The organism is Nonomuraea composti, assembly GCF_012034275.1.
In the GTDB taxonomy this organism is placed as follows: Bacteria; Actinomycetota; Actinomycetes; order Streptosporangiales; family Streptosporangiaceae; genus Nonomuraea; species Nonomuraea composti.
The window spans coordinates 418,339-430,990 of record NZ_JAATEP010000001.1 but is presented as its reverse complement, the minus strand read 5'-3'; the positions used below and the strand labels follow the sequence as shown (position 1 = coordinate 430,990).

Below are 12,652 nucleotides of genomic sequence, written 5' to 3'. Positions count from 1 at the left end.
GCCCGGCCGGATGTGCGCACCATGTAAAAAGCCGCAGACCCCGAATTCGGAGCCTGCGGCAAAAAGGAAAACATGACCGACCGGAAATGGTCAGGTGATGACGGCAAGCGCTTTCTTGTCGACCTTCCCGTTCTGGTTGAGCGGCAGTTCGTCCACGACCACGCACCGTTTGGGCACCTTGAACGGTTCGAGCCGGTGCGCGAGCCCCGCCCGTACGCGTGCGGGCTCGGTGTCCCCGACCACGACGAGCACGGCGCTCTCGTCGCCGTCCCTCGGCGGCAGCACGACGGCCATGCGCACGCCGGGCAGCTCCAGCGCGGCGGCCTCCACCTCGGTCGCGCTGACGCGGAAGCCGCTCTGCTTGTAGACGTCGTCGCGGCGGCCCTCGACGTACAGGTAGCCGTCGCGGTCGAGGTGGCCGAAGTCCCCCGTCCGCAGGCCGGACGGCCGGAACCGGTCGGCGGTCAGTTCCTCCTGGTTCCAGTAGCCGCTCATCACGTGCGGGCCGTTGACCACGATCTCGCCGACCTCCCCCGGCGGCAGTGGCCGGCCCGCGGCGTCGACGATCGTGACCTGCGTGCCCGGCAGCGGCAGGCCGGACGATCCCGGCCGTTCGAGGTCGCCGTCCACCGGCATGATGGAGACCCGCTTGCACTCCGTCAGCCCGTACATCAGCTGGACGCGCAGGCCCGGCAGCCGCGCCCGCAGCGCGGCGAGCACCCCCGCGGGCATGGCCGCGCCGGTGTTGGTGAGCAGCCGCAGGCGGGGCACCGGCACCGGCTCCGCGCTCTTGGCCAGGCCGACGGCCAGCGCCTGCGCGACGGCCGGCACCGTCGGCAGCACGGTCGCCCCCGACTCCCGCAGCTCAGGGACGATGCGCAGGCTCGCGCCGAGCTGCCCCGGCAGCCACACCTGCGCGCCGGCCAGCGCCGCGAGGAAGATCTGGTAGAGGCCGACGTCGAACGAGAACGGCTGCGTGGTGTAGACGACGTCGCCCGGCCGGTACCGCAGCCGCGACTGGATGGCCCGCGCCACGAACGTCATCTGCGCGTGCGTGGAGACGATCGCCTTGGGCCGGGAGGTGCTGCCCGAGGTGTAGATCATGCAGGCGGGGGCGTCCGCGCCGACCCTGGCGTACCGGTGCGGCGCGACCCCGGCCGGCCCGGCGTCGGGCCCGGCGGCCGGCACCCCGTGCGCGACCGCCTGCCCGAGCACCTTGCGGCTGTCGGAGACCACCAGCGCCGGCGCGGCGTCGTCGAGCACGTAGTCCAGCGCCGGCCCGGCCACCTGCTCGTGCAGCACGCAGAACACCGCGCCCGCCACCGAGCACGCGTACACCCACGCCGGCGTGTCCAGCGCCCGCGCCCTGGTCAGCGACAGGAGCACCCGGTCGCCCGGGCCGACGCCCTGCTCGCCCAGCCAGGCGGCGATGCGCGTGCCGGCCTCCGTGACGTCCCGGTACCGCACCGGGTGCCCGCGCTCGGCGATCGCGACGGCGCCGGCGGGCGCGGCGTCCAGCAGGTCGTGCAGCAGCTCACTGTTCATCCAGGCGGCTCCTGACGTACGCGGTGAGCGAGTCGACCGTGGCGAAGTGGGCGAGCGTCAGCGCCTCCGGATCCACCACGATCTTGAACTCGTCCTCCAGCCTGGCCACCAGCTCGACCATCGACAGCGAGTCGAGGTGCAGGTCGTCGTGCAGCCGGCTGTCGGTGCCGAGCTCGCTCACCTCGCGGCCCAGCACGTCGGCGATCGCCGGCCGGATGTCCACCCGCCCGTCCCCACCCCCGCCTCCGCCTTCGGCGAAGTCCACCAGCCGCTGCTTGCGCAGCAGGTCGTCGGGGGTGTCGCGCTCGCGTACGAGGTGGGCCACGCCGTCCACGACCAGGATCTCCGCCGGGTAGCCCTGCCCGTTCATGTACGCGATGGACGCGGTCGGCCCGTACGCGCCCATCCGCAGGATGCCCACCAGGTCACCGGGGCGCAGCTCCGGCAGCTCGGCCTGCTTGGTCAGCACGTCGGTGGGGGTCAGCAGCGGCCCGGTCACCGACCACTTGCCGTCCAGCGGACGCTCGTCCGACAGCAGCACCGTCGGGAAGTTCCGCTTGACGTAGGTGCCCAGGCCGATGGCCGACATGTTCATGTTCGAGCCGCCGTCGGTGACGGCGTAACGCTGGCCGCGCGACTCCTTGACGTACCGTACGCGCAGCACGCACACGCCGGCCGTGCCGACCAGGTAGCGGCCGGGCTCCATCGCGATGATCGCGTCCGGGTGGGCCTCCAGGAACCGCCTGGCCGCCCGGTTGATGCCGGACACGAACACCTCCTCATCGGGGTCGCTCTCGCCCTCGAAGTACGCCAGCCCGATCCCGCCGCCCAGATCCACCATCCGGACGTGGATGCCCAGCTTCGTGGCGACCTTCGCGGCCAGGTCGAGCGCCCGCTCGGTGTTGCCCACGATCACCTCGGCGTCGAGGATCCTGGTGCCGGTGTAGATCTGCACGCCGACGATGTCGAGGTGCGGATGGTCCGCCACGGTCGTGGTGGCCTCCAGCACGAGATCCTCGTCGATCCCGAACTGCCGGGGCCGCCCGGCCATCGTCAGCCTGCCGCCCTCCACACCGTGCGCCGGGTTGACCCGCAGCATCACCTTCGGCCGCTTGCCGAGCCGCTCCGCGATCTCGTCGATGGTCCGCAGCTCGGCGAACGACTCGCAGATGATCGCCCGCACGTCCCGCGTCACCAGCTCCGTGAGCTCCTCGACGCTCTTGCCCGGCCCCGTCATCAGGATCCGGTCGGCCGGCACGCCCGCCGCGAGCGCCGAGCGCAGCTCGCCCAGCGAGCACACCTCCGCCCCCGCGCCGAGACTGCCCAGCAGGCCGACGACGCTGATGTTGGGATTGGGCTTGAGCGAATAGAACAGCTGGATCCGCTCGTCGAACGCACCCCGCAACCGCCGGTACGTCGCCGTGATCTCATCGGCGTCATAGACGTAGGCCGGGGTGCCGAACTGCTCGGCGATATCGGTGAAGGACAAACCTTGGATTTCCTGCATCGCGCATTGCTCCATTTCATGGGGAACGCCGCGAATTCGGCCCCGCCTTCTTCCCGCCGGCGAGCAGCCTGGCGCGGGGCACGACATTCACGTGGATCCAGTGTCCTTCTGGCGCGCGGACGGGGTCATCGTGATCGTGCGATAAAGCAGGGTGATGGTTTGGGGGCCCTTGTTGTGAGATCGCGTAAGGCCAGTTCTCAGCGGAACGGCATGTGGTTACAGTGTGTAATTATTAGGGTACAGAACGTATAAGAAGCGAACCAAGGAGATCAAGATGCCCAACTCCCCCCGACTCACTCGTGACGAAGTACGCCAAGCCCTCGCGGAGGCGACAGCCCAGGACGACCTCGCCATCCTCCCCGGAGTCCAGGAGAAACTCTCCACGCCCTTGACGGAGAAACTCAACCGGATCCTGGAGGACAAAGGGTAAGCGGGCCGCGCGCGGCGCTCAGCGGACGGGCAGGCCGGTCACCGCGCGGCCGATGATCAGCCGCTGGATCTCGGAGGTGCCCTCGAAGATGGTGTAGATCTTGGCGTCGCGGTGGAAGCGCTCCACCGGATGCTCCCTGGTGTAGCCGGCGCCGCCCAGGATCTGGATCGCCTGCTCCGTCACCCACACCGCCGTCTCCCCCGCCACCAGCTTCGACATCGAGCCCTCCGCCTGCTCGAACTGCCGGCCGGTGCGGGCCATCCACGCGGCCCGCCAGGTGAGCAGGCGGGCGACGTCCACGCGGGTGGCCATGTCGGCGAGCAGGAAGGCGACGGCCTGGTTCTCGCCGATCCTGCGGCCGAACTGCTCGCGTTCGCGGGCGTAGTCCCGGGCGTACTCGAAGGCGGCACGGGCGATGCCCACCGCCATGGCGGCCACGGACGGGCGGGTGGTCTCGAAGGTGCGCAGCGCCGCCTGCTCCCCCGCGCGCTCTCCCTTGCGTACGCGCGCCAGCCGGGCCTCCAGCTTCTCCTTGCCGCCGAGCAGGCACGAGCCGGGCACCCGGACGTCCTCCAGGACCACCTCGGCCGTGTGCGAGGCGCGGATGCCGTGCTTGCGGAACTTCTGCCCCATCGACAGGCCGGGCGTGCCCGGCGGGATGACGAACGACGCCTGGCCCCTGGTGCCGAGCGCCGGGTCGACGGAGGCGACGACGACGTGGACGTTCGCGATGCCGCCGTTCGTGGCCCAGGTCTTGACGCCATTGAGCACCCAGTCGTCGCCGTCGGGGACGGCGCGGGTGCGGATGGCGCCGACGTCGGAGCCGGCGTCAGGCTCGGAGGCGCAGAACGCGCCCAGCTTGACGTCGTTCTCCGTGCCGAACATCTGCGGCAGCCACTCCCCCATTTGCTCGGGGGTGCCGTTGGCGGCCAGGGCGGCGGCGGCCAGGCCGGTGCCGGTGATCGACAGGCCGATGCCGGCGTCGCCCCAGAAGATCTCCTCGAACGCCACCGGCAGCGCCAGCCCGCTCTCTTCGAACCACTGGGTGGCGAAGAAGTCGAGCGAGTACAGCCCGATCTTGGCCGCTTCCTGGATGACGGGCCAGGGGGTCTGCTCGCGTTCGTCCCATTCGGCGCCCGCGGGGCGGATCACGTCGCGGGCGAACGTGTGCACCCAGTCGCGTACCTGGACGACGTCGTCGCTCGGCTCCGGACAGAACCCCGCCATGCGCTCCCCCTCAAAGTTACCGGCGGTAACACCTTACCGGGCGGTAGCCCGCCACCGGAATGCCCATCCGCGAACCTTCGGCGGGGGCTATCGCTTTCCTGCCGTCCAGGTGGAGACCAGGACGAGCAGGGCGGCCAGGGCCATGCCGGTCGCGAGGCCGTACATCAGCGGGGTGAAACCGCCGAACGCGGCGGCCACCTGCGGGCCGACGCTGCCGCCCACCGCGAGGGCCGCCGAGAACAGGGCCAGCGCCGTGCCCCGGGCGCCGCCGGCCTCGGCGGAGATCGACTCGTTCATGCTGGGCAGGCCGCCGGTGATGGCGGCGACGTACAGGGCGAGCAGGAGCACCAGCACGGCGGTGCCGGTGAGACCGACGGCGGCGAGCGTGAGCGCGGCGACCGCCAGGAACGCGACCGCCCTGGTCGTCATGCGGACCCTGGCCAGCCAGGGCATGAGGAGCGGCATCAGCACGATCGACGGCAGCCCCGCCGCGCGCAGCGCGAGCAGCTCGGCGGGTGAGGTGCCGCCGTAGATCTGCAGGCCGGTGTAGACGGCCACGAAGCTCACCATCAGCATGACCGTGGCCAGGTAACGCAGGCTCAGCACCCGGTGGAACAGCAGGCCCGGCAGCGGCCGGTAGGCCGACAGCAGGGATCCGGCGGCGCTGTGGTGCGAGGCGCCGCCCGCCTGCGCGGAGTCGCCCGCCTGCGCGAGGCCGCCCGCTCGGGCGGGGCCTGCGGTTTCCCGGGGCGGGTCGGGGAGCATGACCGCGCGCAGGCCCAGCGCGGCGAGCACGAACCCGGCCGCCGAGAGCGCGAACAGCCCGCGCCAGCCGATCACGTCCACCAGGAGCTGGGCCGCGACCTGCAGCAGCACGGCGGAGGCGAGGAACGCGCCGGTCACCGCCGCGATGGCGACCACGCGGCGGCGCGGCTCCAGCCGCTCCCCCAGGTACGCCATCCCGGCGGGCGGGAACATCGCCACCGCCACGCCCTGGACCGCCCGCAACCCCATCGCCACCTCAGGGGACGGGCTCAACGCGACCAGCGCCGTCGTCAACGCGGCCAGCGGCAGTCCGATCATCAGCAACCGGCGGCGGCCGTACCGGTCGGAAAGCGGGCCGAACGCCAGGAATCCGATGCCGTAGCCGATGCCGAACGCGGTCACCAGCCACGTCAGGCCGCCGGGCGAGGCGCCCCAGCCGGTGGCCATGTCGTGCAGGAGGGGGATCACGACGTACAACTGGCCGCTGACCAGGATCGCGGTGAGCGTGAACGCCGTCAGCGTGCTGGCGAAGGGGGCCGTGGCGGGGGTCGGCGGCCGGAGCCGGGGGGTCGGGGAAACAGTGAGTGTCATGGCGTCGGACGCTAGCCAACCAACTGGTTGGATGTCAACTAGACAGTTGGTTTGCAACCAACTGGTTGGTGGCTAAGATGTCGCCATGACACCCAAGGTCTCGACCGCCGCCACCCGCGCCGCCCTGCTGGAGGCCGCGCGGGAGGAGTTCGCCGCGTACGGCGTGGCGGGCGCGCGCGTCGATCGCATCGCCGAGCGGGCCGGCGTCAACAAGGAGCGCATCTACGGGCACTTCGGCAGCAAGGAGAAGCTGTTCGACGCGGTCATCACGGAGGCGCTCGACGACCTGACCGCCCAGATCGCCCTGCCCGGCGCCGACCCCGCCGACTACGTGGCCAAGCTCACCGACTACTACCACCGCCATCCCGACCTGGTACGCCTGCTGATGTGGGAGGCGCTCAACTACCGGGGGCAGGAGCTGCTGGAAGGGCAGGAGGCGCGGGTGCAGCGCTGCGGGCGCAAGACGGCGTCGCTGGCGGCGGCGCGCGGGGAGCGGGAGCCTTCGGTGGCCACGGCGCGCACGTTGTTCATGCTGACGGGGCTGGCGTTGCTGCCTTCCATGATGCCGCAGCTCGCGCGGATCATTCTGGGCGACGCGGCCGAGGATCACGAGGGCATGCGCGACCAGATCGCCGCCTTCGTCGCCACGGCACTCAAGTGACCTCCTCGCCTCGCCGCCACGAGTGGTGAGGCGAGACCGACGACCCGGGCGGGTGGTCGCGGGGTGGGCAGCGGGGTCAGGCTTCGATGGTGAGCATCGGCGGGCGTTCGCCGATCCCGACGTCCCTGACCAGCACGTCGTGCCCCTCCTGCCCCCGCCGGAACTGGGCGAGCCGCACCGACGGCTCATGGAACGCCCGGATCTTCCCTTGGCGTTCCAGCCGCGACCAGGCGGCGAGCATGATCTGCCCCGCCATCCCGCCGAGCGCCTCCGTGGACTGCGGCGCGTGCTCGCGCGCCCCCAGATCCACCTGGGCGAACGCGTCCAGCCCCGCCAGCTCCAGCAGATCGATCAGGAGCCCCAGCTCGACCCCGTATCCGGTCACGAACGGCACCCGTTCCAGGGCGGAGCGGCGCCCGGCGTACTCCCCGGCCAGCGGTTGCACGAAACCGGCCAGTTCGGGCCAGTGCAGGTTGATCAGCGGGCGGGCGACGAGCTCCGTGACGCGCCCGCCGCCGTTGCCGGCCGCGTCGATCGCGCGGTCATAGCAGCCCTTGGCGTACGCCACGGTCGGGTCGCCCAGCAGCGGCCCGAGCACCCCAAGCACCAAGGAAGAGCGAAATTTCCGGATATCGGCGTCGACGAACACCAGCACGTCCCCCGACGTGACCGCCAGCGACTTCCACAGCGCCTCGCCCTTGCCGTCGAGCGGCTTGAGCTGCGGCAGGATCTCGTCCTGAGCGTGCACCCGGGCCCCCGCCCGCGCCGCCACCAGCGCGGTGTCGTCGGTGGAGCGGGAGTCGATGACGACGAGCTCGTCCACGAGCCCGCCCAGCTCCCGCCGGATCACGCCGACGATCTCCCCGACGGTCTCCCGCTCGTCGCGCGCCGGGAGCACCACGCTGACCGTGGTCTCCCCCTTGGCCGCCAGCAGGTCCCGCAGCGGCCAGTCCCCGGCGGACGACGTACGGCGCCGCAACCATCCACGCACTTCTGGGAGCATGCGACACCTCCCCCCGATTCCCCATATTTCGGCCTTCGTACGGTGTCGCTCCCCCTCCTTCTACCCTGGCGCCCCGCTCACCTGCGTGAACGCGTCCAACGCCCAGTCCTGCCCACCGATCGGAGCAGCTCACCACCCCGGCTCGCCGCACCCGGCTCGCCGCACCCGCGAGGGGCAGCAGCCCGAGGAACTACCATCAGTCCCCGACGGGCAGGGTCACGACGTCCACGCCCCGGGCCACGAAGGGCTCCAGCGCCTCCCGGGTGGCGCTCGCGTCGGTCACGAGGGTCCACGTGTCGGGCATGCGGGCCCACGCGTGGAACGGCCCCCGCCCCAGCTTGGCCGCGTGCACCAGCAGGTAGACGTGCCGGGAGCGGCCCATCATGAGTTCCTTCATGCGTGTCTGCCGCAGGCTGGCCTCGCAGATGCCGTCCTCCGCCGTCACCCCGTCGGCCCCCAGGAACACCCGGTCGAACGTCACCCGGCTGAGCGCCGCCTCCGCGAGCGGGGCCGACGAAGCCCTGGCTCACCTGCCGGAGCGTGCCGCCGAGGCATTCGACGTGCACGCCGGTGGCGCCGACCAGCTCCTGGAGGGCGTTGAGCCCGGTGGTGGCGATCGTCAGGTCCGTGGCATGCCGCAGCTCGTGGGCCAAGGCGCCGGTCGTCGAGCCCGCGTCGAGCAGAATCGTCTCGCCGGGACGGATCTGCCCGGCCGCCCACGCGGCGATGGCCCGCTTGGCCTCGAACGCCTCCCCGATGCGCTGCCGCCGCAGCGACGCCTCCGGGTGCCTGACCACGGCCATCGCGCCGCCGTACGTGCGGGCCGGCGGGCCCGCCTCCTTCAGGCGGGCGAGGTCGCGGACCGGCCGGGCACCATGAGCGCGGCGGGCGTCTCCGCTGCCCCTGAGAGATCATCGGCCAGGGCGAGCACGAACCGGGCCCCACGCCGCCACCTCCGGCCCCATGGACCTGCGCAAGACGCGCGATGAGTATTGCACGAAATGCGCAATATCCGCTGGGTCTCGCGCTCGACGCGGGCGTCACCGGCCGAGGACGCGGCGCGCGCGGCGTCGGCGGCCCGCTACCCACCTGGAGCAGGCCGCCGCCCATCTCAAGACCGCCCGCGGCCGGTGACCTTCCCGGATGCGGAGGGTCAGCCGAAGTTGATCCAGGCCCGGGTGGCGCCCGTGCCCGGGGCGACGTCGAGGTAGTCGGCCCGGCCGTCGGCGTTCAGGTCGGCGAACTGGATCCGCGCGCCCTCGACGAGGACACCGCTCGCGACCTCACCGCCCGGCCACCAGTACCAGTCGCCGCCTTCTGGCGCGGGGCCGCCGTTCTGCCAGACCTGCACGGAGCTGTCGTAGGGCTGGGTGCCGGTGTGGTTGTCGTCGGAGCGGCCCATGAGGATGTAGTCGGCGGACCGGCTCCCGTAGAGCGGGGCGAACCGGACGCGGTGGCCGGGCTGGCCGACGCCGCTCGCGATCGTGCCCTGCGGGTACCACAACCAGTCAGCGCCCCCCGCCGGCTCCTTCGGGTTGGGGCCGCCGTTCAGCCACGCCTGCACCGAGCTGTCGTCATTGACCTTCGCATAGTCGGCCCGCCCGTCACCGTTCAGGTCCGCGAAACGGATGTGGCTGCCCGGCGCGCCGACACCGCTCGCGATCGTGCCCTGCGGGTACCACAACCAGTCAGCGCCCCCCGCCGGCTCCTTCGGGTTGGGGCCGCCGTTCAGCCACGCCTGCACCGAGCTGTCGTCATTGAGCTTCACGTAGTCGGCCCGCCCGTCACCGTTCAGGTCGGTGAAGCGGATGTTGGCCCCGGGCGCGCCGACACCGCTCGCGATCGTGCCCTGCGGGTACCACAACCAGTCAGCGCCCCCCGCCGGCTCCTTCGGGTTGGGGCCGCCGTTCAGCCACGCCTGCACCGAGCTGTTGGCGTTGACCTGGAGGTAGTCGGCTCTGCGGTCGCCGTTGACGTCGGCGTAGACGACTCTGCTGGTGTCCCCGCTGTAGGTGCCGGACGCGATCGTGCCCTGCGGGAACCAGCCCCTGATCGGGGCGGGAGCCGGGCTCCCGCCGCCGGGCGCGCCGATCCAGCCGGCCCGCCCCGCCTGCACCAGCCCCTGGTAGAACGCGCCGGCCATCTTCAGGTAGCCGGAGTCGTTCGGATGCAGGAGGTCTGCCAGGTCGGTCAGCGTCACCGTGGTCATGTTGACCATGTAGACGTGCTTGCCCGAGCCCCACCGCACCCCGACCTCCCACCGGACCGCCTCGTTGAACCGCAGGATCCGCTCCTGCGTCGGCCCCCAGTTCGACGGGACGATCGTCGAGACCAGCAGCGTCACGTCGGGGGCGGTGCGGAAGATCTGGTCGATGAGCGCGCCGAGCCTGGCCGGCGCGCCGCCCGGGTCGTCGTTGTTGTTCAGGTCGTTGGTGCCGATGTGCAGCAGCACCACATTCGGCCGGTACGTGCTCAGCGCCGCGTCCGTGATGCCGGCGACCTGGGAGATCGTCCACCCGGAACGCCCTTCGTGAGCGTCGGGCGCCGGGCCCGAGTGTTGCGAGCCGACGAACGTGACGTTGGCCCCGTCCTGCCTGAGCAGGTTGTTGAGCGTCGGCCGGTAGCCGCCGCCGTCCGAGCTGCCCGCGCCATAGGTGATCGAGTCGCCCAGCGGCAGGATGCGCAGGTCGCGCTGCAGGTTCGACTCGACGCCGGCCCAGGCCGCCGTCTCCTCGGCGATGAGCTCCTCCAGCTCCTCGAAGCGCCAGCCGAGATTCTCCACCCGCTCGGCGGTCACGCCGCCGAACCACCGGTTGAGCCACGGCACCTGGTTCCTGATCCAGCCGCCAGCCTTCTTGATGGACGAGGCGAGCTGCGCCTTCGCCCACGGCGCGAGATACCTCTCCCACAGGTAGCCGCCCGCGAGCCCGAGGATGCCCGCGATGATGATGTCCCTGGTCGCTTCAATGGTGCCCAGCGTCCCCGCGAACGCGTGCGTCATGAGCGCCGCCATGATGCCGGTGACGGTGGTCTGGAGCGGCGTGCACACCAGCGGGATGATCGCCGCGCCCACACCGCTGGACGTCAGGAAGCCGATGCACAACATCCTGAGCCCGTAGCCGACGATCCAGCCGATGGCCGTGGCGGCGATGTCCTGCCAGAACGAGGAGCTGGTGATCTCCCCGGCCGGGATGGTGAGCACCAGCCCGCCGCCGTTGCCCGTCAGGTTCACCGTGCCGGTGAAGTTGGGCCACACGGAGGTGTCGACCCGCTCGTGCATCGGGGCCGAGCCGTCCGCGACGGCCTGCTTGAGCGCGCCGCCGAGCCCGCCGTGCTCCCTGATCTCCGCCTGCATCTCAGGGACGATGTCCCGCAGGACGGCGGTGCTCAGGCCGAGGTCGGAGGCGTTGAGGGTGATGGTGACGTCCTGGTCGGCCGCGCTCGCCGGCAGGGCGGGGGCCAGGCACACCACCATCATGAGGGACAGCAGCGGGATCAGGAGACGACGGATGAATGCCGATTTACCGTGCGCTTGTAACATCTTCCACCTGTTTGTGGGGGTGCCGCGGAAAAGGGCCTTGCGACTTCTCCAGGAACGAGGGGCCGCTGCCCGAACGTACCGACGGCGGAATGATGATGATCAAGAGGCGGATGGCGTGAGGGTGAACGCCGCATGACACGTCCCACCTCCATTGATCAGAACGGAAGCGACAGGTAGCCTCTTTGCTTGGCGGCGATCATATGTTCGAAACCGCCAGGGCCTGCCCCCCACATGGAGAAGAATCGCATGAGAAATCGAACAACAGGCGCATTAACCATCACTCTCCTGGCCTCCCTCATCGTGGCCGCCCCGGCCACCACTGCCGGCGCGACGAGCGAACCGCTCACCACAGCAGCCGCCAACGTGATCAGCAAGCCACTCGCCGCCACGCAGCCGGCCGCCGCCGAGATCGCGACGTTCTGGCTCGCCGACGGCGGCGCCAACCTCACCGCCGCCACCCCGTACAACGTCCGGACCTCCACCAGCAAGCTCCTCGACGGCGGCGGCGCCACCCCCGACACCAAGCCCGGCACCATCCCCCCATCCCTCCCCGCCACCACCTCGACCGCGGCGGCCGTCACGCCCGCGACCTCGGGCAAGGTGTTCTTCCTCGGCGCCGACGGCCTGCCGCACTGGTGCACCGGCACCGCCGTCCACTCCCAGTACCGCAACGTCGTGGCGACGGCGGCGCACTGCGGGTTCGACATCCAGCGCACCGGTTACGCCCTCGACAAGTGGGCCTTCGTGCCCGCCTACACCAACGGCACCGCTCCCCTGGGCCTCTACGTCGGCCGGCAGCTCTACGGGCACTACGACTTCGACGCCTACGGCGACTTCGACCGCGGTTACGCCTTCATCACCGTGTACGAGGGCGTCGCCCCCTCCGCCACCGGCGAGCCGGTCAACTTCGGCAGGCTCGGCGACAACGCCGGCGGCCAGGGCCTGGCCTGGAACCAGCCGGTGGACTCCGCCACCGACGTCTTCGGCTACCCGGCCGGCCCGCACCCCGACGGCACCCTGCCGTACACGGGCGACACGCTCGAAAGCTCCAGCGGCCGCCCCACCTCCGTGCAGGTCCCCAGCCTCAAAGGCGAGGAACTGCTCGGCGTCGGCTCCCCCTTCACCGGCGAAGGCGCCCTCGGCTCCTCCTGGCTCCTGCGCTACGACAAGGCCACCGGCCAGGGTTACCTCAACGGCGTGACGATCAGCGTCACCGACCGCGATGCCGACCTGCGCTTCGACACGAGCATGTCCCCGTACTTCGACGGCGAGACCCGATCCGTCTACACCGCCGCCGCCACCCAGTGGACCGGCGCAGTCCTCCCCACCTGACCAACGCCACCCGGACGACTTCCCCCGAGCCGCCACGCGCCTCCGAAGTC

8 protein-coding genes and 2 pseudogenes are annotated in these 12,652 nt (G+C 71.3%); 2 read left to right on the top strand and 8 right to left on the bottom strand.

All coding sequences use genetic code 11. From position 1 onward, the window contains the following. Positions 1 to 90: 90 nt before the first annotated feature. The 4 genes from HCN51_RS01905 to HCN51_RS01890 form a co-directional block, all read right to left on the bottom strand. Positions 91 to 1,545, bottom strand: a complete 1,455-nt coding sequence (locus tag HCN51_RS01905; RefSeq protein WP_168006038.1) for a class I adenylate-forming enzyme family protein — start codon at positions 1,543 to 1,545, stop codon at positions 91 to 93. Continuing rightward, complete coding sequence (lysA, locus tag HCN51_RS01900; protein WP_168006036.1) at positions 1,535 to 3,052, bottom strand: diaminopimelate decarboxylase; 1,518 nt, start codon at positions 3,050 to 3,052, stop codon at positions 1,535 to 1,537. The genes HCN51_RS01905 and lysA overlap by 11 nt, the downstream gene beginning before the upstream one ends. 448 nt (positions 3,053 to 3,500) lie before the next feature. Next, complete coding sequence (locus HCN51_RS01895) at positions 3,501 to 4,709, bottom strand: acyl-CoA dehydrogenase family protein (RefSeq protein ID WP_168006034.1); 1,209 nt, start codon at positions 4,707 to 4,709, stop codon at positions 3,501 to 3,503. An 87-nt stretch (positions 4,710 to 4,796) separates the two neighbouring features. Beyond that, the gene (locus HCN51_RS01890; protein WP_168006033.1) at positions 4,797 to 6,065 is read right to left on the bottom strand and encodes an MFS transporter; all 1,269 of its coding nucleotides are present in this window, start codon (positions 6,063 to 6,065) and stop codon (positions 4,797 to 4,799) included. A gap of 85 nt (positions 6,066 to 6,150) precedes the next feature. Between HCN51_RS01890 and HCN51_RS01885 the strand changes: the two genes are divergently transcribed. Beyond that, the gene (locus HCN51_RS01885) at positions 6,151 to 6,726 is read left to right on the top strand and encodes a TetR/AcrR family transcriptional regulator (protein ID WP_168006031.1); all 576 of its coding nucleotides are present in this window, start codon (positions 6,151 to 6,153) and stop codon (positions 6,724 to 6,726) included. Between the two features lie 76 nt (positions 6,727 to 6,802). Here HCN51_RS01885 and HCN51_RS01880 read toward each other — a convergent pair whose 3' ends face one another. The 4 genes and pseudogenes from HCN51_RS01880 to HCN51_RS01870 all read right to left on the bottom strand — a co-directional run bounded on the left by HCN51_RS01880 (position 6,803) and on the right by HCN51_RS01870 (position 11,270). Next, entirely contained in the window at positions 6,803 to 7,729 is a 927-nt protein-coding gene (locus tag HCN51_RS01880) for a glucosyl-3-phosphoglycerate synthase (protein ID WP_168006029.1), read from the bottom strand. A 196-nt stretch (positions 7,730 to 7,925) separates the two neighbouring features. Further along, positions 7,926 to 8,231, bottom strand: a pseudogene (locus HCN51_RS61015) (DeoR/GlpR family DNA-binding transcription regulator); the annotation flags it as partial. 73 nt (positions 8,232 to 8,304) lie between these two features. Continuing rightward, a pseudogene (locus tag HCN51_RS62895) lies at positions 8,305 to 8,532 on the bottom strand (hypothetical protein); the annotation flags it as partial. 350 nt (positions 8,533 to 8,882) lie between these two features. Then, positions 8,883 to 11,270, bottom strand: a complete 2,388-nt coding sequence (locus HCN51_RS01870; protein ID WP_168006027.1) for a GDSL-type esterase/lipase family protein — start codon at positions 11,268 to 11,270, stop codon at positions 8,883 to 8,885. Positions 11,271 to 11,516: 246 nt separating this feature from the next. Between HCN51_RS01870 and HCN51_RS01865 the strand changes: the two genes are divergently transcribed. Next, positions 11,517 to 12,602: a trypsin-like serine peptidase gene (locus HCN51_RS01865; protein WP_206066398.1), complete on the top strand. Its 1,086-nt coding sequence runs from the start codon at positions 11,517 to 11,519 to the stop codon at positions 12,600 to 12,602. Positions 12,603 to 12,652 lie beyond the last annotated feature (50 nt).

What these genes read in the sequence shown, in the direction of transcription:
- HCN51_RS01905 (WP_168006038.1), bottom strand. Translation starts at nt 1,545, where the DNA reads ATGAACAGTGAGCTGCTGCACGACCTGCTGGACGCCGCGCCCGCCGGC.
- lysA (WP_168006036.1), bottom strand. Translation starts at nt 3,052, where the DNA reads ATGCAGGAAATCCAAGGTTTGTCCTTCACCGATATCGCCGAGCAGTTC.
- HCN51_RS01895 (WP_168006034.1), bottom strand. Translation starts at nt 4,709, where the DNA reads ATGGCGGGGTTCTGTCCGGAGCCGAGCGACGACGTCGTCCAGGTACGC.
- HCN51_RS01890 (WP_168006033.1), bottom strand. Translation starts at nt 6,065, where the DNA reads ATGACACTCACTGTTTCCCCGACCCCCCGGCTCCGGCCGCCGACCCCC.
- HCN51_RS01885 (WP_168006031.1), top strand. Translation starts at nt 6,151, where the DNA reads ATGACACCCAAGGTCTCGACCGCCGCCACCCGCGCCGCCCTGCTGGAG.
- HCN51_RS01880 (WP_168006029.1), bottom strand. Translation starts at nt 7,729, where the DNA reads ATGCTCCCAGAAGTGCGTGGATGGTTGCGGCGCCGTACGTCGTCCGCC.
- HCN51_RS01870 (WP_168006027.1), bottom strand. Translation starts at nt 11,270, where the DNA reads ATGTTACAAGCGCACGGTAAATCGGCATTCATCCGTCGTCTCCTGATC.
- HCN51_RS01865 (WP_206066398.1), top strand. Translation starts at nt 11,517, where the DNA reads ATGAGAAATCGAACAACAGGCGCATTAACCATCACTCTCCTGGCCTCC.